Annotated in this window: 16 protein-coding genes and 2 pseudogenes; 3 read left to right on the plus strand and 15 right to left on the minus strand. The window is 63.5% G+C overall.

Features of this window, described 5'->3' with window-relative positions; genetic code table 11:
* Positions 1–2: 2 nt before the first annotated feature.
* The 15 genes and pseudogenes from DNK10_RS08580 to tssA all read right to left on the minus strand — a co-directional run bounded on the left by DNK10_RS08580 (position 3) and on the right by tssA (position 18,870).
* Complete coding sequence (locus DNK10_RS08580) at positions 3–1,739, minus strand: DNA/RNA non-specific endonuclease (protein WP_165495966.1); 1,737 nt, start codon at positions 1,737–1,739, stop codon at positions 3–5.
* Positions 1,732–2,841 carry a DUF2169 family type VI secretion system accessory protein gene (locus DNK10_RS08585; protein WP_165495967.1) on the minus strand — a complete coding sequence of 370 codons (1,110 nt, stop codon included), beginning with the start codon at positions 2,839–2,841 and terminating at the stop codon, positions 1,732–1,734. Before DNK10_RS08585 ends, DNK10_RS08580 begins: the two co-directional genes overlap by 8 nt.
* Positions 2,842–2,865: 24 nt before the next feature.
* Positions 2,866–3,336, minus strand: coding sequence for a hypothetical protein (locus tag DNK10_RS08590; RefSeq protein WP_131177310.1), 471 nt, complete (start codon positions 3,334–3,336; stop codon positions 2,866–2,868).
* A 961-nt stretch (positions 3,337–4,297) separates the two neighbouring features.
* A pseudogene (locus DNK10_RS26145) lies at positions 4,298–6,154 on the minus strand (type VI secretion system Vgr family protein); the annotation flags it as partial.
* Positions 6,155–6,189: 35 nt separating this feature from the next.
* A complete protein-coding gene (gene tssH / locus DNK10_RS08600) occupies positions 6,190–8,898 on the minus strand; it encodes a type VI secretion system ATPase TssH (RefSeq protein ID WP_131191257.1) in 2,709 nt (902 codons plus the stop codon).
* A gap of 74 nt (positions 8,899–8,972) precedes the next feature.
* Positions 8,973–9,830, minus strand: a complete 858-nt coding sequence (locus DNK10_RS08605) for a hypothetical protein (protein ID WP_131179922.1) — start codon at positions 9,828–9,830, stop codon at positions 8,973–8,975.
* Positions 9,831–10,411: 581 nt separating this feature from the next.
* A pseudogene (locus DNK10_RS08610) lies at positions 10,412–10,843 on the minus strand (DUF4150 domain-containing protein); the annotation flags it as partial.
* On the minus strand, positions 10,843–11,865 hold the full coding sequence (gene tssG / locus DNK10_RS08615; RefSeq protein WP_131191258.1) for a type VI secretion system baseplate subunit TssG: 1,023 nt from the start codon (positions 11,863–11,865) through the stop codon (positions 10,843–10,845). The gene tssG and the pseudogene DNK10_RS08610, both read right to left, overlap by 1 nt.
* Entirely contained in the window at positions 11,829–13,688 is a 1,860-nt protein-coding gene (tssF, locus tag DNK10_RS08620; protein ID WP_131191259.1) for a type VI secretion system baseplate subunit TssF, read from the minus strand. The genes tssG and tssF overlap by 37 nt, the downstream gene beginning before the upstream one ends.
* Positions 13,685–14,200: a type VI secretion system baseplate subunit TssE gene (tssE, locus tag DNK10_RS08625; RefSeq protein ID WP_131179925.1), complete on the minus strand. Its 516-nt coding sequence runs from the start codon at positions 14,198–14,200 to the stop codon at positions 13,685–13,687. The genes tssF and tssE overlap by 4 nt, the downstream gene beginning before the upstream one ends.
* Positions 14,188–14,988 (minus strand): type VI secretion system accessory protein TagJ, encoded by an 801-nt coding sequence (locus DNK10_RS08630; protein WP_131191260.1) that lies wholly within the window; start codon positions 14,986–14,988, stop codon positions 14,188–14,190. Before DNK10_RS08630 ends, tssE begins: the two co-directional genes overlap by 13 nt.
* Before the next feature lie 170 nt (positions 14,989–15,158).
* Entirely contained in the window at positions 15,159–15,647 is a 489-nt protein-coding gene (locus DNK10_RS08635; RefSeq protein ID WP_131179927.1) for an Hcp family type VI secretion system effector, read from the minus strand.
* 73 nt (positions 15,648–15,720) lie between these two features.
* Positions 15,721–17,214, minus strand: coding sequence for a type VI secretion system contractile sheath large subunit (tssC, locus tag DNK10_RS08640; protein ID WP_131179928.1), 1,494 nt, complete (start codon positions 17,212–17,214; stop codon positions 15,721–15,723).
* Between the two features lie 12 nt (positions 17,215–17,226).
* Positions 17,227–17,745: a type VI secretion system contractile sheath small subunit gene (gene tssB, locus DNK10_RS08645; protein WP_131179929.1), complete on the minus strand. Its 519-nt coding sequence runs from the start codon at positions 17,743–17,745 to the stop codon at positions 17,227–17,229.
* Positions 17,746–17,832: 87 nt separating this feature from the next.
* Complete coding sequence (tssA, locus tag DNK10_RS08650; protein ID WP_131191261.1) at positions 17,833–18,870, minus strand: type VI secretion system protein TssA; 1,038 nt, start codon at positions 18,868–18,870, stop codon at positions 17,833–17,835.
* 356 nt (positions 18,871–19,226) lie between these two features.
* Between tssA and tagH the strand changes: the two genes are divergently transcribed.
* From tagH to tssK, 3 genes are read left to right on the plus strand one after another with little or no spacing between them, the layout of a single operon-like run.
* The gene (gene tagH, locus DNK10_RS08655) at positions 19,227–20,720 is read left to right on the plus strand and encodes a type VI secretion system-associated FHA domain protein TagH (RefSeq protein WP_131191262.1); all 1,494 of its coding nucleotides are present in this window, start codon (positions 19,227–19,229) and stop codon (positions 20,718–20,720) included.
* Between the two features lie 52 nt (positions 20,721–20,772).
* Positions 20,773–21,240, plus strand: coding sequence for a type VI secretion system lipoprotein TssJ (gene tssJ, locus DNK10_RS08660; RefSeq protein WP_131191263.1), 468 nt, complete (start codon positions 20,773–20,775; stop codon positions 21,238–21,240).
* Between the two features lie 14 nt (positions 21,241–21,254).
* A complete protein-coding gene (gene tssK, locus DNK10_RS08665; RefSeq protein ID WP_131179933.1) occupies positions 21,255–22,589 on the plus strand; it encodes a type VI secretion system baseplate subunit TssK in 1,335 nt (444 codons plus the stop codon).
* Positions 22,590–22,595 lie beyond the last annotated feature (6 nt).

Here is a 22,595-nt window from a genome sequence, read left to right on the forward strand (position 1 = left end):
AGTTATCCTCCGTATTGATTTCTGAATCGCTTGATCGGTTGTGGCTCGCCGTTGATCCAGTGCCTGACGGTGATTGTATCTGGGCGCAGCGAGTCTCCCTTAAACTTGGGAACGATTTCAACTTTTACCGTGTCCTGATTTTGTAAGGCGCGATCCCAGGCGTTTTCAAGTTTCTTGTAGGCGCTGTTGTTGAAATTGCCATTTTGCGCAAAGTGATTGAAGTCATCCATAGGGCCATCGAAGCGGCGACCGATATAGTGGCCTCCCTGATCGTCAGACAGACGATCCGCGCCTCCAGCCTCTCGTTGTGCCTTGGCATTGCGCCCCTGAGACTTGTTGAGCTTCAGGTCACCTTCAACTTTGGTCACTCTACCTTGGTCATCGAGATGGTAGGTGTAGCCATTCTTGCTGACCGTTCTAGGGCGTTTGATGTGCACGCCTTCAGTCGCTATATCATTGGCTTTTGTAGCATCCTGCGTGACCTCTGCGCTGCGACCTGCCTTTGCCGCATCACCCGCGACATCAGCGGCTCGTGCGGTATCTGCCGCTGCATCCAGGGCACGCGTACCGCGCGCCGCCTTGCCCAGTGTGCCGGCGCCCTTCGCTGCGGCGCCAACGGGGATGAGCATCGACAGCACCGAGCCGCCGGTCTGTGCATCGCTGGTCAGTTCGAACAGGTCGTCGGCGTAGCCAGAGGCCATCATCTGGCTTGCCTGGCTGGCCAGTTCGTTGGCTTTGGCCAGGTCGCCGGCCTGGTGGGCGGCAAGGGCAGCCTTTTCCATGGCGTCGGCGCGCATGGCGATGCTGGGCAGGCCTGCCGCCGAGCTGTACTTGCTGGCCAGTACGCCGAGGTTCCACAGATCCGTAGGCAGGTTGCCGATGCCCTTGAGGACGCCGATGCCGGTATCCAGCGGATCGTCGGCACTGGCGTCGGCGATGCGCTGGGCGCTGCTCCAGGCGCCGGAGCCGAAGTCCTTGGTCTTTTGCCACAGCGAGCGTTCGTCGGCTTCGGCGTCGAGCAGGGCCTGCAGCTCCGGGTTGGCTTCCTGGGCCGGTTCTTCGGCCTGGGTGTCTGCGCTGCGCTGGGTGGTGACGACCTTGCCGGGGGCGCCACCGATGCCGGCGCCGTTGCAGTTGACCAGGCAGGTACTGTCCTGGCGTACCAGGGGAATGCCATTGACCTTGACGTTGTTCTGGCCGCTGAGGAACCTGACGTAGCCGCCGCCGAGCGAAGTACCGGCGACCACGTGGGAACCGGCATCGCCCTGCACGCCCTTGTGCAGGTCGCCGACTCGATACACCGGCACATCCTGGGCCTTCACGTCCGGCGAGGACTGGGTCTGGTTGCCGAGGGTGGCGAAGCTGTCGAAGGGCACCACGGCATTACCGACCTTGCAGAAGTCCGGCACCGAACAGATGGCTTTCCACTCATGGCTGTCGTTGGCGACGTGGCGGGCGTTACCCCACAGATCCCGCCCATCTTCCATCGGCTCCGATTCGGCCAGTTCGCCTTCCTTGTAGGTTCCGTCCTCGAAGCGCTGTTTGACTTCGCGCGCGGTCTCGTCGAAGAAATCCCGGTCGTTGTCCCAAAGATGCCCGTCCGCCGCGAACAATCGATCCGCGTTGTCGATGGCTTGCTGAGCCTGGGCGAGGCTGTCGATGCCGTAATCGCTGCGGAATATGTCGGCATTGCTTCCTGGGGTGACGACGATGGTGTCCAGAACGATGACATCATCCATGGGGCGCCACCTCGCGGAAGGGCACATCCAGCGTACCGATCGCCAGCCGGCGTAGCGGATTACGGCGTTCGAAGGTGCCGCGCCAGAGCAGTGAGACCTGGCGCGTATCCAGGTCGATGGCCACGGTATCGAGCACCAGCGGCCCCTGCCGGGTACGGCCGCGAAACGGGGTCAGCGAAGCCAGCGCCAGTACCCCGGGCAGGCGGAAATGCAGCAAGCCCTCGGGCAGCATGCCGAGCAGGGAGATGAACTCGTCGCCGGCCAGGTAGCCTGGCTGGATGAGGTCGGGCGGCGCGGCCTGGTAGAAGCGCTCGTCGAAATCCTCCGGTAGCAACGGATAGCGCTCGCTCTGCCAGTGTTCGTCGTAGGTGCCGGCATGCTGGAGGCGTGGCTGGCTCCAGCGGGCGAGGGGGGCGAAGCCTTGTGCCGGCAGATCGTCATGGGGGCTGGTGAGCGGCGCCTGGGGGTCTTCGATCTGCGGGGCCGGCAGCTCGCGTACACCCTCCAACCATTGGCGGATCTGCTGCCGAGCCTCGGGCGACACGGCTTGCAGATCAGCCTCCCCGGGCAGCCAGCCGCATCCGGCAGGATTGTCGGGGTTGTATACCCGTTCCACCTGGCCCTGTGGGTTCGCCATCACGCTGTAGCAGCCGCCGAAGGCGTAACGGTAATCGAGTGGCACCTGGCTGGTGGGCTCGGCGTTGCTCAGTTGCCAGTCCTGTCCATGGCGTTCGAAGCGGCGCGGGCCATGCAGTTGCAACAGCTTGCGCTGCGTGCCGACCCGGATGCCGGCGAGCCAGCCGGGCCTGGCCACGCCGCCCTCGCTGTGCGCGGTACCCGTGACGTAGACGTCGCTGGCCGGTTTGAACAGGCTCAGGTCGCCTTCGCGGCGTAGCACGCTTTGCAGGGGATTGGCTTCGGGATGGCCATCGTACTCATCGGCGTAAACGATGGGCGCCTGGACGTCGGCCCGCGGCAGTGGACGATAGTCGCCGGTCAGCGCGAAGGTGCCGCGCAGCACCAGCACGTCGTAAACGATGCCGCCTGGACCGGTCTTCTCGAACCAGGCATGGGGGAAGCCGCTGCGGTTATCGATCTGCACCGTATGTCCGTCGTTCGCTTGGATTTACTGCTGAGGCGGCGTGCCGGGCGTGGGCCGCTGCACCGGGGATATCGACACGCTGTGCAGGCATTCGGGGTTGTTCTGCTTGAAGGCGAAGCGCAACTGGCCCCAGGGTTGGGCACTTTCCCAGACGCTGGATTCGTTCAGCGAGCGTCCTCGGGGCGCCGTGACCAGGCGCAGGGAACCATACCGGGCTTCGATCTCGTCGCGGCCGATGCAGGCTCCGCTCAGGAACAGGCCGACGCTACTTCTGGGGTTGGCCTGCTCCTGGCTGAGCAGGGTGAAGCCGGTCTGGGCGATGCGTACGTTGTCCTGCAGCGCCACTTCGCCGCCAACCCAGCGGGTGCGGTGGGCGTCCTGCTTGTCGAGCAGCAGGGGGCTGCCCAGGGTTTGCTCAACCTTGTCCGGGCTCAAGGGCGCTTGCTGCGCCAGTCGCTCGATGGCTTGCCAGAGGCTGAAAGGGGCTTGCTTCATCTGTTCGCTCTCGTTGACTGTGGAACAGGCTGCGGTGCTCGCCAGGAGTACGCAGGCACACAACCTGAAAAAGGGCCGCTCACTCGGAGCCGACGTTATCGTCATACCAGCCGCCGTAGTAGTCGTTGTAATCGACGAACTGGCCATCGACCTTGACCGAGGACGTTTCACTGCCCCATACCCGGCCGATGCTCTGGCGTGCCGCGTCCGCGTTGTCGTTGGCGATGAACTGGTCGTAGGCAGCGTTGTAAGCCGCGTGGTTGGCAGCACTGCCGTTGATGCCGATATCCGGGCCACCATTGGCGAGTATCTCCCGCTGTACCTTGATGTTGTTCAGTACCGCCGCGCCTTCGTCTTCCAGCGCGCCACCGACATAGGCCGCCCTGGAGGACAGATCCGCCTCGTAGGGGTAGGTGGCATGGCCGACCTCATGGGCCAGCACCTGGGCGACGGTGGCCGGGTCGCTCTGTAGGTCGCCATCGATGACGATCTTGCTCACGTCCCCTTCCTGTAGCGCATAGGTGCCTTCTCCGGCGGGGCCATACTCGATATCCCAGCCTTCTGCCTTGAGCTGGCGCAGATCGTCCTGCAGGGAAGGCGATTGCGCCGCGATGCGATCCACGGCGCTGCCCAGGCCGGTGGCCACGGCAGCCGGCGTATCGCTCGCCGCGGGCGTCGTGCTCCTCAGCGTGGCGCTGTCCTGGGCCTCGGCGCCCGGGCGCTTGTCGTTACCCTGGGCCACCGGCGGCGCTTGCGAGCCCTGGCCCCGCAGTACGCCGGCGACCACCCCGAGAGCGCCGACCTGGGTGGCCGGATCGATCTTGCCGCTATGTTCGGGCGCCGGTTGTGCCGTACCCGAGTTGAGCAGGATGTCGGATGGAGCATCGGCGTGCAGGTATTCCTGTGCCTTGAAGTGGATGTCCTTGGCGCTGAGGTAGATGGCATCCGGCGTCAGGGTCAGCTGGGAGCTGCCGACCTTGAGTTCGATCTTGTCCCCGGCCGAGATGGCCCAGGTCTTGCCGACGAAATCGGTGCGGTTCAGGCCCACCGCCGAGAACATGGCCATGCCGACGTTACGGTTGTAGCCCAGGCCGACGTTGGTCATCTTGGCCATGCCGATGCTCTCGACCTTGAAGCGGCCGATGTTGACCGTCTTGTTGTGGCCAATGCTGTAGCGTTCGTTGCGGGCGATCTTCTTGGTGCGGTTGGCGCCGACATCGACTGTCTCGTTGCGGCCGATGGACTTGCTGCGGTCGCGGCCGATGGCATGGGTCTCGTCCAGCTCGACGACGATGTCCTGGTTGCGCTCGGCATGGATGTACAACTGCTCTTCGCCCTTCTTGTCCTCCATGCGGATTTCATTGAACTGCGCTGGTGTGCCGCCCTTGCTCGAGCGGCTCTTGACGCCGCTCTGGGTGGCATTGGCCGGTAGGTCGTAGGGCACGGTCTGCTCGGCGTTGTAGACACGGCCGGTGATGATCGGCCGGTCGGGATCGCCCTCGAGGAAGCTGACGATGACTTCCTGGCCGATGCGCGGGATCTGGATCGAACCCCAGTTCTTGCCGGCCCAGTTCTGCGACACGCGGATCCAGCAGGAGCTGTTCTCGTTGGACTGGTCGTGGCGATCCCAGTAGAAGTGCACCTTGACCCGGCCGAACTGATCCGTCCAGATTTCCTCACCCTTGGGGCCGACCACCATGGCGGTCTGCGGTCCCTGCACGATCGGTTGCACGGTCAGTGGCAGCGGGCGGAATACCTGGCTGGCGTCGATGCAGTCGAGGCGACTGTCGAACTGCAGCGGCTCGTCGCTGGTATTGTTCTCGAAGGATTCCTGGACGATCTGGTAGTCGGCGCTGACCGTCAGGTACTCGCGATTCTGATCGGCTCGTGGGTAGCCGGTCATGTTGAACAGGTGGCCGGAACCGATTCCCCGCGCGTTGCTGCGCAAATGGATGCGTTCGTACTGGGTATGGATGGCCTCGATGCGATTGCGCGCATACTGCTCGCCGTCCTTGCTCTGCACGTACTCGCCCGGGTAATCGAACAGCGGGTGTCCGGCGTTGCTATGGGGGCGCGAGACGATCGAGCGCACTTCCAGGCGCGCGCTGGGGCGCTGAAAGTCGTAATCGTTGAGTTCCAGTGAGCCTGACTGCACTTCATGATTCAGGTGCCAGTCGTAGATGTGGTCGCGCTCGCGCATCTGATCTTCAAGGGGGAAGTAGGGCACGCTGGCGTAGCCAGGGGCGGCCCGATGGGCGCCATAGGCGTCGCACAGCACCAGCACGTGGCGGGCCTGTTCGTGGCGGAAATAGTAGTAGATACCCTCCTGCTCGAGCAGCCGGCTGATGAAGTCCAGGCTGGTTTCGCGGTACTGCACGCAGTATTCCCACTCGCGGTAGGAGCGGCTGAGGGCGTCCTCGAAGTCGGAGAAACCCAGGTCGCGGAACACCTGCTTGACGATATCGGGCACGGTCTTGTTCTGGAAGATGCGACAGTCGGAGGTGCGCGACAGCAGCCACAGCCAGGGCTTGAGGCTGACCCGGTAACTGGCGAACTGGCCGTTGCCTGCCGCCTGGCTGCAGCGGGTAGCGATGCCGTGGAAATAGCGGTCGCTGCCGTCGGCCAGTTGCAAGGTAAGCCCCATCGGCTTGCCCAGCAGGGCATCGAGTGGCAGCGCATGATCCTCGGAGATCAGCGCCAACTCATAGGCAAAGGGACGGCTGAGCTCGTCCCGGCCTTCCATCCTGCGCAGCACCAGGGCGTCACCACCCAGCGGGCTGGTGACGACGGCCATGCGTGCGTCTTGGGTAATTGCCATGTCGCGTCCTCAGGCGCAGCGGGCGTCGCTGACGCTCACTGCGTTCGGTCGAAATCGTAATGCAGCTCGTTGTTCCGCTGCGTCACACGAACCCCGGTCAGTGCCTTGCCTTCGAGCAGGCGGGTGAGGAACTCGCGGCTCATGTCCGGCAGCATGCTGTTGGTCAGGATGGCGTCGATCTGCCGTCCGCCACTCTCGTTCTCGGTGCAGCGCGAGACCACCAGATCGACCACGCTGTCGTCGTAATCGAACGGCACCTTGTGCGTCGCCTCGATGCGCTTCTTGATGCGCTCGAGCTGCAGATGGGTGATGGCCTTGAGCATGTCGTCGGAGAGCGGGTAGTAGGGGATGGTCACCAGGCGGCCGAGCAGGGCCGGCGGGAATATCTGCAGCAGCGGCTCACGCAGGGCCTTGGCGATGCCTTCGGGTTCGGGCATCAGCTCCGGGTCGCTGCACAGCCCGGCGATCATCTCGGTGCCGGCGTTGGTGGTGAGCAGGATCAGGGTGTTCTTGAAGTCGATCTGGCGGCCTTCGCCGTCTTCCATCACGCCCTTGTCGAACACCTGGAAGAAAATCTCGTGCACGTCCGGGTGGGCTTTTTCCACCTCGTCGAGCAGTACCACGCTGTAGGGCTTGCGGCGTACCGCTTCGGTCAGCACGCCGCCTTCGCCGTAGCCGATGTAGCCGGGGGGCGCGCCCTTGAGGGTGGAGACGGTGTGCGCTTCCTGGAACTCGCTCATGTTGATGGTGATGACGTTCTGCTCGCCGCCGTAGAGGGCTTCGGCCAGGGCCAGGGCGGTTTCGGTCTTGCCCACGCCGGAGGTGCCGGCGAGCATGAACACGCCGATCGGCTTGTTCGGGTTGTCCAGGCCGGCGCGGGAGGTCTGGATGCGCTTGGCGATCATCTCCAGAGCGTGATCCTGGCCGATGATGCGTTTCTTCAGGTGCTCATCGAGCTGGAGGATGGTTTCCAGCTCGTTGCGCGCCATGCGCCCGACCGGGATGCCCGTCCAGTCGGCTACCACCGAAGCGACGGCCTGGTAGTCCACCGTTGGCAGGATCAGCGGGGTTTCGCCCTGCAGGGCGCTGAGGCGCTGCTGCAGATCGCCGAGGGTATCGCGCAGGGCCGTGCGTTCTTCGTCGCTCAATGCCGGTTGTTCGGCGCCGCCTTCACGGCTGGTGTCGTCCACCGGTTCGGCGGCGGCGCGCAGACGGGCGCGGGTGGCCAGCAGTTCGTCGACCAGCGCCTTCTCGTCGGCCCAGCGGGTTTCCAGGGTGACCAGACGCAGGCGCTCTTCAGCCAGCGCCGCGTCGACGTCCAACAGGCGGCTGCCGATGGCCACACCGATGGCCTGTTCGCGGCCGATGATCGCCCGCTCGGTATCCAGGGACTCGATACGCCGACGGCTGTCGTCCACCTCGGCCGGCACCGCGTGCAGGCTGATGGCCACGCGGGCGCAGGCGGTGTCGAGCAGGCTCACCGATTTGTCCGGCAGCTGACGTGCCGGGATATAGCGGTGCGACAGCTTGACGGCGGCCTCCAGGGCTTCATCGAGAATCTGCACCTGGTGGTGTTTTTCCATGGTCGAGGCGACGCCGCGCATCATCAGGATGGCGCGGTGCTCGGAGGGCTCGTCCACCTGCACCACCTGGAAGCGTCGGGTCAGGGCAGGGTCTTTCTCGATGTGTTTCTTGTATTCGGCCCAGGTGGTAGCGGCCACGGTGCGCAGGGTGCCGCGGGCCAGCGCCGGCTTGAGCAGGTTGGCGGCATCACCGGTACCGGCCGCGCCACCGGCGCCGACCAGGGTGTGGGCTTCGTCGATGAACAGGATGATCGGCTTGGGCGAGCTCTGCACGTCCTCGATGACCTGACGCAGGCGCTGTTCGAACTCGCCCTTCATGCTCGCGCCGGCCTGCAGCAGACCGACGTCCAGGCTGCGCAGCTCGACGTCCTTGAGGCTCGGCGGCACGTCACCGGCGACGATGCGCAGGGCGAAACCCTCGACCACCGCGGTCTTGCCCACGCCGGCCTCGCCGGTGAGGATCGGGTTGTTCTGACGGCGACGCATGAGGATGTCGACCAGCTGGCGAATCTCGTCGTCGCGCCCGACGATGGGGTCGAGCTTGCCGCTGCGCGCCTGTTCGGTGAGGTCGACGGTGAAGCGCTTGAGCGCCTCCTGTTTGCCCATCGCGCTGGGCGCGATGGCGCCACTGGCTTCACCCGGCACCGCACCGGCATCGAAACCGTCGGTGGCGCTCAGGGCGTTCTCCGGCGAGGCACCGACGATCTCGTCGAAGCGTTCGGTGAGTGTCTCGATCTTGACCTTGTCGAACTCGCGGGAGATGGCCAGCAGGGCGTTGCGCAGGCTTGGCGTCTTGAGGATACCGACCACCAGATAGCCGGTGCGCACCTGGCTTTCGCCGAACATCAGGCTGCCATAGACCCAGCCGCGCTCGACCGCTTCCTCTACATGGGACGACAGGTCGGTGATCGAGGTGGAACCGCGCGGCAGGCGATCCAGGGCTTCGGTGATGTCCTTGGCCAGGCGCGCCGGCTCGATGCTGAACTGGCGCACGATCTGGTGCAGGTCGGAATCCTGCAACTGCAGGATCTGGTGCAGCCAGTGGCTCAGCTCGACGTAGGGATTGCCACGCAGCTTGCAGAATACGGTGGCGGCTTCGATGGCCTTGTAGGCGACGCTGTTCAACTTGCCGAACAGCGCGGCGCGACTGATTTCACTCATGGTGTGCTCCTTTACCTAATGACTTGTTTCCATTGCTTGCTGCATCTGGTGTCCGTGAGGGGGCAGTAGGCATGTCAGTCGATTTCATAACGCCAACCCTGCCACTCATATCCGTCCCACCAGGCGAATATTTCTCCACCAACCGCCAACAGGTGTGTGTCATTGGCCCCCAGCCGATACAGGGGGGCCTGTTTGCTTTCCTGCAACTGATCGCCATCTAGCTTGAATACGCCGTTGGCCCCCGCTGCAAGCCAGATTTGACCCTGCTGCAAAGCGAGGTTACTGATGCTGTAGTCAGCCGCATCGAGTTGCTGCCAGATATCGCCATAGCCGATCCAAAGACCGCCTTTGGCCCCGGCAATGACTACCTGATATGCGGATATGCACAGCACATCTAGCAGGCTAATGTTGGTGAAGGGCTCAATTTCGTTCCAGCGGCTCCCGTCGAAATGAAGAACTCGCCCACCATCGCCAACGGCATATAGGCAATCGCTGGCACAGCCGTGCAGCGCATTGAGGCGTTTGCCGCCTGCTGCTGAAACAATCTGCTCTTGATGGTTTTCGATCAGACGTATGGAGCCGTCCAGCGCTGCGGCATGAATGCTGCCCTGGTATGCGATGAATACGGCGTTGAAGCCATCTTCTGCTGTGGTCTGCAGCGTCTGCCAGCGAACGCCATCGAAATAGTGGATATGGCCATTCATGGAACAGGTGGCGATCCAGTCACCCCGACGATGCATATGGGTCAGCCAGTGATCGACATCGAACAGCGAGGTAGCACTCAGCCCTTCGTCGTCATAGGAAACACGATGGACGCAGGAAATGATCGCGTCTGGTTCCAGAGGTGGTTCGTAGACGTTCAATAGAACATCGGCCTGTCCTCGGCCGTTGCCACATACGGCGACAATACTGACTTGACGTGAATCGTTCATTGAAAACGTCCTTATCAGAACAACTTTGTTTTTTGGGCTTTCTTCGCAATGACTTTCTGCGGCAACGCTGCACCACGAGTGCCGGGCGCTCGCAGTTCGAACTGTTTGGGCTGCTTCATACCGCTCTTGCACATCTGGTGAAATTGCTTGTCGACCTCACGCAGCACGCATTCGGCATCGTTCTCGCTGAGACCCGGGCCGGGTTCCGGCTCGGTCAACTGGCGCTTGGCGTCGGCTCGTGCGTCCTGATAGGTCGGACTGGTCTGCTTGTCCTTATAGGCATCCCGATATCGCTTGGCATCCGCCTTCTGCATCTGCGATACCCGGCCGTGGCCGGTACTCGGATCGGTACCGTCCTCTAGCGCGATACAGGGCGCCAGCGCTTCGTCATACCCTGGGCAGATTTCCGTGAGCGTGGTGCCGCGCGGATAGCAGAAGTGCGAATTCTGGATGACATGGTGGGATTGGTATTCCACTCCAGTCTCCTGCTTGATGGCCTGGCAGCGCTTCTGTTGCTCGCTATGATTTTTAACCGGTGTTCGTTCCAGTGCCTCGTCACAGTTCATGACGGCCATGGCCATTTCATCCATGTACGGCCAAGGCGGCGTATTGCCGGGCATCGACCCATGGTTGTGAGTGGTCAGATCCATATGGCGGACGACGTTGAGGCCTTCGACCTTGACGTTCATCGACCAACTGGTGAAGTACACCTTGCCCTTGATCTTGCCGGTAAGAATGCCTTTCTTCGGTGCGCAGCCGGGCTCGTCACCATAGCTGGTCTTGAAGTGGCTCTTGTTCTTGCGCATGACCTCCTTGCGGGTGATCTTCACACTGCGCGTACCGCGGCTGGTGTCTTTGGCCAACCCGGTATTGGGATAGGGAATCGGTATGCCCATGGGCGTGGGCGGTGCCTGCGGCGGGGTGAAGCAGACGTCCGGAAAGGCCGCGACGGATTTGCCGCTGGCCGACTTGCAGGCAATCTCCATGTTGTTGGCGAAGACCTGATTGGCCATCAGCACGCCTCCCTGGTTCGGCAGTGGCCGCTGCCGAGATGGAGGTCATCGGCATCCTCGATCGGTTGCCCGAGCCAGGTATCGAAGCCGAGTCGGTAATCGCCGGCCAGGGTAGCCTGCGGTACTTCCTCCTGTTTGAGCACCAGGTTGGTGTCCCAGTCCAGTTCTTCACCGAGGTATTCGGCCACCCAGGCCACCAGCTCGGCGAGCAGCGGCTGATCCGGCAGGAAACGTCGGTACTGCGCCAGGCTCAACGGGCCCAGGCGCAAGCGAAACTTGTGTTGCCGATCCCACACGTGGGTGCCCAGGCACAGGTCCACGCCGAGGCTGCAGGTGGCGGCGCCCAGGCGGCTGTATTCCGGCAATTGCAGCCACTGGCCGACGTACTCCTCGAGCGCCACCGGCACGCCGAAGTACTCGCTGAGGATCGCCTGCAGGCCATCCGGATAGCGGGTCTGCGCGGCCAGATGGCCGGTGAAGTAATAGCGTGCGGCGTCGTCGATCGGGCCCTGGCCCATCAGGCTGTGCATGCCGCGGCCGGACAGGGCGCCGAGGCGTGGCGACCAGTAGTCATCGTCCGCGCGATCCTGGCTGACGGTGGGCCGGGCTTCGGCCCAGGCACGGTAGAACAGGGTCAACAGACGATGGTTGAAAACGTCGAGAAAGCGCTTGAAGGTGGCGTCGCCATGGTGCCGCTGACGCTCGCGGGCGTGTTCGGTCAGGTGCAGCGGCAACGGGCCGTTGGGGCCGGTCAGGCCGAAGAAGAACTGCTCGATGCGCGGTGTGCCGGTGCTGTCGTGGATGACGCTGGCCAGGGTCGAGGGCGCGAAGCCGCAGTCCGGCTTCTGCCCGAGGCGCAACGGGTCGTCGACCAGGCGCACGGAATGGCCGAGACGCGGGCGTTCGGGGTATTCGCACTCGATGCGCCGCATGGCCTGGAAGAAGTCATAGTTCCAGGGGGCTTCGGCCATCGCCGCCAGTGTGTCTACAGGGTCGGCCGACATCCGGGCTTGGCCCTCCATCGCATCACTTCGCCCCGTTCGCTGGTGCGCAGCACCGTTTCGGTGAAGCTGTTGATCGATACGTAACGTGTCAGGAAACGCTCCAGCACCGAGCCGAGCAGGAACACCCCGGTACCGCGGAAGGCGTTCTCGTCGAACTCCAGGCCGATCTCCAGGCCGCGACCGAAGACGATCGGCCCGGGCATCGGCAGACGTCGCGTGCAGGCCTTGCTGCTGACCTGACGCAGACCGTCGATCTGCAACTGCAGGGCGTTGTCGCCGGCGTCACCGTACAGGCGCATCAGTTCGCGCAGGGCGGCAGCGCCCTGGCCCTGCTCGCTGAGCGACAGATAGTTGAGCGACAACTGGCTGATCAGGCGCCAGGCGCTGGCATCGTGGGCCCGGCTGGCCCGCGGTCGGCTGGGGCCGGCCAGGCAGCGCACAGCGACCACCGGAGCACTGTCCTCCAGGGTGAAATCGCTACGCGTCCCGCCGATCGGCATCGACAGCGGCAGGTCGCGATTGGTGCACAGTGCGGCGATGCCCAACTGGCGCAGGTCGTGGCGATAGGGCGCCTGGTTGGCGTCGACCAGAGAGATGAAGGTCTCGCTGCCGATGTAAGTGGAGCGTGGGCCGTTACGGCGCTGTTTGCTCGACAGCACGCGAGGCTCGCGGCGCAGGCTGTACCAGGCCTGTTCGCGGCCGTAGCGCGAGGGATCGCGCACCGCATAGAACGGCTGGAAGGGTTGCTCCGGGCCGCTGCCATGGCCACTGACTTCGGTGATCGAATGGATCTCGAAGTCCTGCGGGCGTGTGCGGTCGGCGATGATCTGATGTTCGTGGACGCGGTCGCTGAGGTGAATGCGGTCGGCGCGCCGGGCGAACAGGTTGATCGCCGGGGTGCAGAACAGGCGGAACTGCTCGGCGCCGATGCTGTTTTCCAGGCTGTTGTCGAGGCGATTGAACAGCACCACGATCTCCAGCTCCTGGCTGGTGTTGCGTTGCACGGCGCGTTTCAGTCCGCTCAGTTCGACGAACAGGAAACGGTTGGGCAGGGCGAAGTATTCCTGCAGCAGGCGATAGCCCTGGAAGGCCCGGGGCACCACCGGCAGTGCGGCGTCCTGGTCGTCGAAGCCGCGCGCGCGCAGGCTGTCGGGCGGCAGGCGCTCGATCCATGAGCCATCGACGGCCCGCACGAACAGGGCACAGGCATTGCCGAGCAGTTGTTCGTAAAGACGGAAGGGCTGCTCGTCGGCGCCGTGCAGGAAGAACGTCAGGGTATCCAGATCCAGGGCATTGAACGGCAGGCCGGCGCCGGTACGCAGGCGCAGCTTCAGGCCGGCCTTGGCACCGGGTTCGCTGGCGGCCAGGCGACCGAGCTGAGTCGTCGGGTTGCCGAAATAGCTGGCCTGGGTCACTTCCAGCGGCCATAGCGTGACCGGCTGGCAGGTGCGGTATTCGCAGGCGGTCTGTGCTTCGCTGCCGAGCAGGCCGCGCAACGAGGCACCGCGTTCGAGGGTGAAACCGCTGCTCAGGGAGCCTTCGTTGGGATCGGCGCACAGTTGCACCACGGTCATCGACGGGGTCGGTGCCAGGTAGTGCGGGTAGGCGATCTCCAGCAGGTTGTGGGTGAAGGTCGGGTACTCGGCATCGAGCTTGAGCTGCACCCGTGCGGTCAGGTAGGCGAAGCCCTCGAGCAGGCGTTCCACGTAAGGGTCGGCGCACTCCACGCCGGAAAGCGTCAGACGGCTGGCGATCTTCGGGAACTCGCCGGCGAACTCTTCGGCGCTCTCGCGGATGTGTTGCAGTTCCTGGTTGTAGTAGCCGAGCAGGCGCGGGTTCATCGTCGTCTCCGTGATGCGTCGGCGGGTAATACCTGAACGTGGCCGGTTTCCAGATCCAGCTCGGTGGTGAGCAGCAGACGCAGCGGCATGGGGTGCGCCCAGAGGTCGCCTTCGATCTCGAAACTCAGCGAGTTGTGGCTCATCTCCTCGGCTTCCTGACGGGCGCGTACGCGCAGAGAAGAACGCACGATGCGCGGCTCGAAGTCGGCGATGGCCTTGGTCATCAGGCGTTCTACCGCCTGGATATCGATACTCGAGGCACTGTGCCCGGCCAGCGGTGGCAGGCCGAAATTGACCACCGAGCTGCCAGCCCGGGTCAGGGCTTCGTTATCGCTGGTGAGCGGCGCGACGGTGTTGAACAACCACGCCAGATCGCGCAGCACCGAGGCACGCAACTGGTTGAGGGTCAGCACGCGCTTGTCGACGCTTTCCGCCTGGTTGCCCGGATCGTCGTCGAGCAGGCGGTCGAGCAGCGCGGGCTGCAGGCGTTCCTGACGTTTCAGGTCGGCCATGTCGCTGCATTCCCGTGCTCGAAGCTCAGTGTGCGGACATCGAACAGGGCCTGTTCGCCCTGATCGAAAGCGAGCAGACGCTGGCCGAGTGGTAGGCCGTTGTCCTGCCATTCGGTCTTGCGCGCCAGGCGCACCGCACCGTCGGTGCTGCTGTGGCTGCCAGGGTAACGGCTGGGGATCAGCGCCACGGTGCTGCCGCCATTGGTCAGAGTCAGCTGGGCCGGCAGCCAGACCAGGTCGCGCAGGTCGCTGGGCGCTTCCAGGCTGAGGCTGGCGATGTTTTCCATGGGCAGCCAGACGTAGCGGCCATTGACGATCAGCTCGAGCACCGGGCCGAGGCGCGGGTCGGCATCGGCAAGCCAGGCGAAGGGGGCTTCGTCGAGTTTGCCCGGCACCGCGGCGGCTGCTTCGAAGGCCTGGTCGCGCAGGCTCTGGGCCGCCTCGGCGTTGCCCTGGGCATCCTGCTCCAGGGCCAGGATCAGCGGCGCCACCCATTCGGCGGGTTGGCCGAGTACCACCGGGGTGGTGCGTCCGGCGAATACTTGCTCGCGCAGGGCTTCGCAGTTCAGCGCGGTGCTGTAGGTCTGCACCATGGGCAGGCAGGCGGCATCCAGCTCGCCTGCCACCTTCAACTGGTTCTGGGCGCGGCTCCACTGGCCCATCACGGCCAGCAGCTGGAACAGGAATACCCGAAGCTCCGCCTTGGCGGGCTGCGTCCGAACCTGATCCTGCAGCGCCTTCAGTGCTTCGTCGAGCTGTGCGTTACGCAGGTGTTCTTCGGCAGTCATCGTCATTCCCTGTACTGGCTCGGCACCACTGCGCTGCAGTGGTCATGAGGCCCGCGGCTCTCGCTATCTGGCGAGGTGCAGGTCGGGCCGTCGAAAAAATCGGTCTACTCAAAACCATCAATGCCCGGCGCAGTGCCGGGCATTGATGTGCGCCCGAAGGTCGGGCGGGCTTACACCTTGACGTTCTGGCGGATGTTCCAGCCGTACTTGACCGGGCCGCCTTCTTTGGCGCCGTCGGCTTTCTGCGGCTGATAGTCGACCAGAACCTGGGCGAAGTTCAGGGTGACGTTTTCGGTGAGGCGATCTTCGCCACCGCTACCGCCAGTGCTGATGGACGACACCAGAACTTCCTTCAGGGTGATGATCAGGTACTCGACCTGGGAATCGCCACCGGCCTTGCGGATGGTCAGCTTGGCTTCCGGATAATGCTTGCCGCTGGAGCAGGCCATCATCAGGTTGGGGCTGGATTTGTCGACGTACTTGGTCAACGACAGATCCTGGATGTTGACCTTGCCGGCACCGCCGCCACCGCCAACATGCATCGAGCCGGATTGGCTCATGCCCCAGCTCCAGGCCAGTACGTCGACTTCGTCGGCGTGGGTCTTGTCCTTGGACTCGCCTTTGACGTCGCCAATCTTGATGAACATATCAACAGCCATCATTCCTCCTTTCGTGGCTTTTGCCACTCTGTTTCAACTGCGTCCGTGAGAGCGGACGCCACAGTGACGAACCTCAGGCCCCCTTGGCCGAAGGCAGTTTGGATACCAGGCGCAGCGACACGGTCAGCCCTTCGAGCTGGTAGTGCGGGCGCAGATAGAACTTGGAGCTGTAGTAACCGGGGTTGCCCTCGATTTCCTCGACCACCACCTCGGCTTCGGCCAGTGGATGCTGGGCCTTGGTGGTTTCGGTGGAGTGCGCCGGGTCACCGTCGACGTAGTTGAGGATCCAGTCCTGCAACCAGCGCTGCATTTCGTCGCGCTCCTTGAAGGAGCCGATCTTGTCGCGCACGATGCACTTCAGGTAGTGAGCGAAGCGGCAGGTGGCGAACAGGTACGGCAGGCGCGCGGCGAGGTTGGCGTTGGCGGTGGCGTCCGGATCGTCGTATTCGGCGGGCTTGTGCAGCGACTGGGCGCCGATGAAGGCAGCCAGGTCGGTGTTCTTCTTGTGCAGCAGCGGCATGAAACCGTTCTTCGCCAGTTCCGCCTCGCGGCGGTCGGAGATGGCGATTTCGGTCGGGCACTTCATGTCCACGCCGCCGTCGTCGGTGGGGAAGGTGTGCGCCGGCAGGTTGGGTACTTCACCGCCGGATTCGACGCCGCGGATGCGCGAGCACCAGCCGTACAGCTTGAACGAACGGTTGATGTTGACCGCCATGGCGTACGCCGAGTTGGCCCAGGTGTACTTGCTGCTGTCGGCGCCGTCGGTTTCTTCCTCGAAGGCGAACTCTTCGACGGGATCGGTCTTCGCGCCGTATGGCTGACGGGCCAGGAAGCGCGGCATGGTCAGGCCGATGTAACGCGAATCCTCGGAGTCACGCAGCGAACGCCAGCCGGCGTATTCGGGCGTGGTGAAGATCTTGGTCAGGTCGCGCGGGTTGGACAGTTCCTGCCAGGAACCCATGCCCATGACCGTCGGCGAGGCCGCGGAGATGAACGGCGAGTGCATGGCCGCGGAGATCTTGGCGATCTCGCCGAGCAGTTCGACATCGGGTGGCGACTGGTCGAAGTAGTAGTCGCCCACCAGGCAGCCGTAGGGCTCGCCGCCGAACTGACCGTATTCCTCTTCGTAGAGCTTCTTGAAGATCGGGCTCTGATCCCAGGCGGTACCCTTGAATTTCTTCAGGGTCTTGTGCAGTTCGGGTTTGGAGATGTTGAGCACGCGGATCTTCAGCTGCTCGTCGGTCTCGGTGTTGTTGACCAGATAGTGCAGGCCACGCCAGGCGCTTTCCAGCTGCTGGAAGTCCGGGTGGTGCATGATCAGGTTGACCTGGGCGGTCAGCTTGGCATCGATCGCCGCGATGATCGACTCGATGGACTTGATCGCGTCATCGGAGATCAGGTCGGTCTTGCCCAGTGCGTGTTCGGCCAGGGTGCGTACGGCGGTTTCCACCGCTTCGCGGGCGCGCTCGGTCTTGGGTTTGAATTCTTGCAGCAGCAGCGAAGCGAATTCGCTGGTCTGTTCGGTAGTGGCGGCCGCTTGCGCGGAATCCTGAATCAACTGGGCCATCGGGACGTCCTCTTAAGCTTGCGGCTCGTTGTCTTGGGGCTTGGGAGCGCTAGCCAGCGCCTGCAGCAGCGCCGGATCCTTGATCGCCTTGATGATCAGCTCTTCTGCGCCGGTCTTGCCGTCCATGTAGGTCAGCAGGTTGGCCAACTGGGTACGAGCCTCGAGCAACTGGTTCAGCGAGTCGACCTTGCGGGCGATGGCTGCCGGGCTGAAGTCGTCCATGCTTTCGAAGGTGATGTCCAGGCTCAGGTTACCTTCGCCGGTCAGCGCGTTGGGCACGTGGAAAGCCGCACGCGGCTTCATTGCCTTGAGGCGCGAGTCGAAGTTGTCGGCGTCGATTTCGAGGAACTTGCGGTCGGCTACGGCGGCCTGGGGCTCGACCGGTTTGCCGGCGAGGTCGGCCATCACGCCCATGACGAAGGGCAACTGCACCTTTTTCTCGGCGCCGTACAACTCTACGTCGTATTCGATCTGTACCCGCGGGGCGCGGTTGCGCGCGATGAATTTCTGGCTGCTGGTGTTGCTGCTCATGTTGCTCCTCCTGTGCATGTGCACTGGCTTCGTCGGCCATGGGCCGGTAGCGATGTGCGTAGGGCTTCCCTGAAGATCCACCGCACGTTAGTCGTATTCGGGGCCACGCAGGTTTTCGAACTGCGACATACCGTCGGGAATCAGATTGCGCACGATTTCCGCAAAGTCTGCGGTTACCAGCTTCTGCGCGCGCGTCAGTAAGACCGGAACCGGGCTGGAAGGTTCGTGCTGGGCGTAATACTCCAGCAGTCGATCGAGCGTGCGCATCACGTCGTCACGGCTGGCGATGCGTCCTGGCGCTATCGGCGCCTGGCGCGGAGCCTGTTCTACGCTTCCGTTTGCCGTGGCCGAATCGGCCTGCTGGGTCGCTTCGTCGGCATAAGATGACTCGCCACTGGCCGCAGGTGCCTGGTCGTTGAATATCTGCCTAGCGTGGCGCAGCACCTGTTTCAATACTTCGAGGTTGGCGCTTTGCGCCGAACCGACCCGCTCGCTGAGCAGGCTTTCGATATCGGCGAGCGCCGCGCTGGCTTCGTCCAGCGCCGTGCGGGTGCTGTCGAGCAATTCCACATCGGTGTCGAGGAAGGCGCCGCGTAATTGATCCGCGGAGAGGTTTTCACTGGCGAAGCGCTGCAGATCCGCCGCGTTCAGGGCCGCGCGGATGCTTACCGAGCCGAAGGCGCGTGAGCGGGTGATGCTGGCTTCACGAAGCAGTACGATCACCGGCTCGGCGCTCAGGGCGTTGAGGGCGTTGATGCGGATGGTCGGGTCGTTGTCGTCATCGGCATCCAGCTGGGGATAGACACCGTCCCAATACTGGGTGAGCAACTCACGAACCAGGGTCAGGCTTTGTGCCAGACCAGTCAGGCCGTCGAGGGCAATGGCGCTCTGCAGGTAGAGATTGGCCAGACGCAGATCCTTGCTGCGTGCGAACAGTTCGCTGGCGCGCTCACGAACCTGGCGCCAATCCGGCGGTTCGGCCGCGATGACCGACTGGCCCATCTGGCGTTCCGGCTGGCCTTGCGCGAGGCGCTCCAGCTCAAGGAAGTCAGCATCGTATTCGAGGTCTTCCCCGCATGGGGTTTCGTCGGATACTGCGTTGAGCAAATGCGACACATCCACCACGTCAGGTGCTCTCCATGTCAGGCCTGAAAGTCGAAATGAATCATTGTCGGCTGGCTTCCTGCCGACCTGAACTCATTATGAAAAGCGGCTAAATGCCACTATTCAGGCAGGGTTTGATGCCAATCATGGCCATTCTCCGAGTGCTCTCCGATCATTGTCAAGCAAGGGTAAGGCGGTAGAAACTATCGCGACGCACAGTATTTCCTTCTTCTGTGCGGTGACTCACAACCGCCTCGATTTTATTCCCGCCTGACCATTGAACCGTATCGGGTAAGGGAAAAAAATAGAGTGCTTTGCCCATCGACGATGGTTTCGTCGATGGCACATGCTATTCGTCCGCACTGCAAGGAGCCGCAATGCCGCTGCGTTTGGTCATCACCACCTATCACAAGCTGACTCCCGGGCAACGGGCCGAGGTCGAGCTCGATCGGGGTGAGCTGAAAATCGGGCGCAGCGTCGGCAATGATTGGGTGCTGCCGGATCCCGAACGGCTGGTGTCCAGTCAGCACTGCGTGATTCAGTACCGCGACGGCATCTACTACATCACCGACACCAGCACCAATGGCGTGATCCTGCAGAACGCCGGTACGCGCTTGCGTCGCGGCAGCAGTGAGCCGCTCGAAGATGGCGAGGTACTGAAGATCGGCGAATACGAGATTCGCGCGCAGATCAGCGGCATTGCGCTGGCGTCCGCGCCTGCGCCGAGTGGCGCGACGGATGACCCGTTCAACAGCTTCGAGGCGCTGCTCAACCGCAGCGCGCAGCCACTCGAGATGCCGCCGGTCAATGCCCCCGCAGCGTCCGTTACACCATCGCCACGGCGCGATTCGCCGTTCGACACCAAGCCGGATCTGTTCGATTTCCTCAGCCCTCCGGCGGCAGTGGCGCCATCGGTCTCCGATCACCTACCGGCCCAGCACCATGATTTTCGGCCACCCCGACCGTCACAACCGGCGGCGCCTGCAATCGATACGGCTGCGCCGCCGACCCCTCCGGCCTCGGTGATTCCGGCGGATTGGGATCCTTTCGCTGATCTTCAGGCCGCCTCTGCGCCGCCGATTCCCGATCCGTTCGCCGAGACGCCGAGGGGCGAGGCAGTGGCGGTGCCGGATTCGTTTGCCGAGTTGCCGCCGATGCCCGCCGTGGAAATCCCCGCCTTCACAGCGGATGAGCCACTGGTACAGCCACTGCCGGTTGTCGAGCCGATAGTGGCACCTCAACCTGCACCTGCACCTGCACCTGCAGCGCCGGCTGCCGATGATGGTGAGCTGATGGAGGCATTCCTGCGTGGTGCCGGTCTGCAGCAACTGCGTCTGGATCGTGCCGCCGCTGCTGCGCAAATGGAGGCCATCGGACGCAGTTACCGCCTGATGGTCGAAGGGTTGATCGACGTGCTGCGTGCTCGCGCCAGTCTCAAGGGCGAATTCCGTATGGCGCAGACCATGATCCAGCCCATACAGAACAATCCACTGAAGTTCGCGCCCAATGTCGACGAAGCGCTGCTGTTGCTGCTACGCCACGACAATCAGGCGTTCATGGCGCCCGATCAGGCGGTTGGCGAGAGTTTCGACGACCTGCGTGCTCACCAACTGGCCCTGATGGCTGGCGTGCAGGCGGCCATCAAACATTTGCTCGCGCGGTTTGAACCGAGCGAGCTGGAAGGGCGTCTGAACAAGCCGAGCGGCCTCTCGGCCCTGCTGCCCAATGGCCGCCGCGCCCATTACTGGGAACTGTTCACCGAACTCTACGCGACCATTTCCCAGGAGGCCGAAGACGGTTTTCAGGAGCTGTTCGGTCGCGAGTTCAGTCGTGCTTATGAGGAACACATCGCACGATTGCGAGGCCGTTGAGATCACCCGGCTCGCGCTGTCGCGAGCCAGCTGCACCTACTGAGGAAGCGTTATGCAAAGGATTCTGACACTGCTGGTTTTTCTGCTGCTCGGCGCCTGCGCGTCCGGCCCGGGCAAGCCGGTACCCACTACCGTTGAGCTGCAGGTGCAGGCCAGCCGCGATCTCAACCCGGCGCTCGAGGGTGCGGCAGCGCCGGTATGGGTGCATGTCTATCAGTTGCGCAATGCCTCGACCTTTTCCCGTGCCGACTTCTTCTCGCTGGTCGACCGTGCCGACGCCACCCTGGCCGGCGAGCTGATCGAACATGATCGTTTCGTAGTGCGCCCCGGCGAAACCCAGCGCAAGTCACTGACCCTGGATGATGCCACCCGTCACCTCGGTGTGGTCGTGGCCTATCGCGCCCTCGACCGCTCGGTCTGGCGTCAGGTCATCGAAATCCCTGCCCATCAGGCAAGCGCCCTGCGCCTGCAGCTGGACGCCTATGCCATCAGCGCCATGCCGCTGACCCCTCTTGAGTGACTGGAGACCCATTCATGTCCTGGAACAATCGTGTCGTTTGGTCGGAGGGGATGTTCCTGCGGCCGCAGCACTTCCAGCAGCAGGATCGCTACATCGAAACCCTGGTGGAAGGACGTAACCATGCTTCGCAGCCTGGCGCCTGGGGGTTTTCCCAATTGCTCATCGACAGCGCGCTGCTGACCCAGGGCAAGTTGGCGATTCTGTCGGCGCGCGGCCTGTTGCCGGATGGCACGCCGTTCAACATTCCCGAGAACGATGCTGCGCCGATTCCGCTGAACATCGATGACAGCCTGCGTGATGGCGTGGTCTACCTGGCCCTGCCACTGCGTCGTGCTGGCGTGCGCGACACCGTGGAAAGCGGCGAGAGCCTGGGCTCGGCCCGTTATCAGAGCAGCGTGCACGAGGTGCGTGACGACAACTCCTCGCTGGAAAGTCGCGCGCCGGTGGCCATCGGTTCCCTGGCGCTGCGCCTGATCACCGAACGTGACGGCCTCGACGAGCACGCAGCCATCGGTATCGTGCGCGTGGTGGAGAAGCGCGAAGACCGCAGCCTGCTGCTGGACGACAGCTACATCCCGCCGCTGCTCGACGTCAGCGCCTCGCGGCCGCTCTCGGCGTTTCGCAACGAACTGCTCGGCCTGCTGCACCAGCGCGGTGAAGCCCTGGCTGGCCGGGTGGTCGCTTCCGGTGCCGGTGGCGCGTCGGAAATCGCCGATTTTCTGCTGCTGCAACTGGTCAACCGTGCCCAGCCGCTGGTCGCGCACCTGGCGCGCATCACGCCGCTGCATCCCGAAGTGCTGTACCGCGAGCTGGTGGCGCTGGCCGGTGAGTTCGCCACCTTCACGGCCAGCGAGCGGCGACCGGGCGAATACCCGGTCTATGAGCACGACGATCTGACCACCACCTTCGCACCGGTGATGCTGGCCCTGCGTCAGGCGCTGTCGATGGTCATCGACAGTCGCGCCATCCCCATCCCCATCGTCGAAAAATCCCATGGCGTGCATGTGGCGATGCTGGCCGACAAATCACTGCTCGATTCCGCCAGTTTCATCCTGGTGGTACGTGCGGACGTGCCGGGTGAGAGCCTGCGCAGCCATTTCCCGCAGCAGGCCAAGATCGGTTCGGTGGAGCACATCCGCGATCTGGTCAACCTGCAACTGCCGGGCATCGGCCTGCTGCCGCTGCCGGTGGCGCCACGCCAGTTGCCGTACCACGCCGGCTCCAACTATTTCGAACTGGATCGGGGCAGCGACCACTGGAAGCAGCTGATCCACTCCGGCGGCTTCGCTTTCCATATCGCTGGCCAGTTCCCTGGCCTGAACCTGGCCTTCTGGGCCATCCGAGGCTGACGCGCG

This window comes from Phytopseudomonas daroniae, assembly GCF_004327275.1.
Lineage (GTDB): Bacteria > Pseudomonadota > Gammaproteobacteria > Pseudomonadales > Pseudomonadaceae > Aquipseudomonas > Aquipseudomonas daroniae.

Excerpts from the sequence above, each read along its gene's own strand:
- DNK10_RS08630 (WP_131191260.1), bottom strand. The coding sequence starts at position 14,988 with ATGACTGCCGAAGAACACCTGCGTAACGCACAGCTCGACGAAGCACTG.
- tssC (WP_131179928.1), bottom strand. The coding sequence starts at position 17,214 with ATGGCCCAGTTGATTCAGGATTCCGCGCAAGCGGCCGCCACTACCGAA.
- DNK10_RS08605 (WP_131179922.1), bottom strand. The coding sequence starts at position 9,830 with ATGAACGATTCACGTCAAGTCAGTATTGTCGCCGTATGTGGCAACGGC.
- tssE (WP_131179925.1), bottom strand. The coding sequence starts at position 14,200 with ATGGCCGACCTGAAACGTCAGGAACGCCTGCAGCCCGCGCTGCTCGAC.
- DNK10_RS08580 (WP_165495966.1), bottom strand. The coding sequence starts at position 1,739 with ATGGATGATGTCATCGTTCTGGACACCATCGTCGTCACCCCAGGAAGC.
- tssH (WP_131191257.1), bottom strand. The coding sequence starts at position 8,898 with ATGAGTGAAATCAGTCGCGCCGCGCTGTTCGGCAAGTTGAACAGCGTC.
- DNK10_RS08590 (WP_131177310.1), bottom strand. The coding sequence starts at position 3,336 with ATGAAGCAAGCCCCTTTCAGCCTCTGGCAAGCCATCGAGCGACTGGCG.
- tssK (WP_131179933.1), top strand. The coding sequence starts at position 21,255 with ATGTCCTGGAACAATCGTGTCGTTTGGTCGGAGGGGATGTTCCTGCGG.
- DNK10_RS08635 (WP_131179927.1), bottom strand. The coding sequence starts at position 15,647 with ATGGCTGTTGATATGTTCATCAAGATTGGCGACGTCAAAGGCGAGTCC.
- tagH (WP_131191262.1), top strand. The coding sequence starts at position 19,227 with ATGCCGCTGCGTTTGGTCATCACCACCTATCACAAGCTGACTCCCGGG.
- tssJ (WP_131191263.1), top strand. The coding sequence starts at position 20,773 with ATGCAAAGGATTCTGACACTGCTGGTTTTTCTGCTGCTCGGCGCCTGC.
- tssB (WP_131179929.1), bottom strand. The coding sequence starts at position 17,745 with ATGAGCAGCAACACCAGCAGCCAGAAATTCATCGCGCGCAACCGCGCC.
- tssF (WP_131191259.1), bottom strand. The coding sequence starts at position 13,688 with ATGAACCCGCGCCTGCTCGGCTACTACAACCAGGAACTGCAACACATC.
- tssG (WP_131191258.1), bottom strand. The coding sequence starts at position 11,865 with ATGGAGGGCCAAGCCCGGATGTCGGCCGACCCTGTAGACACACTGGCG.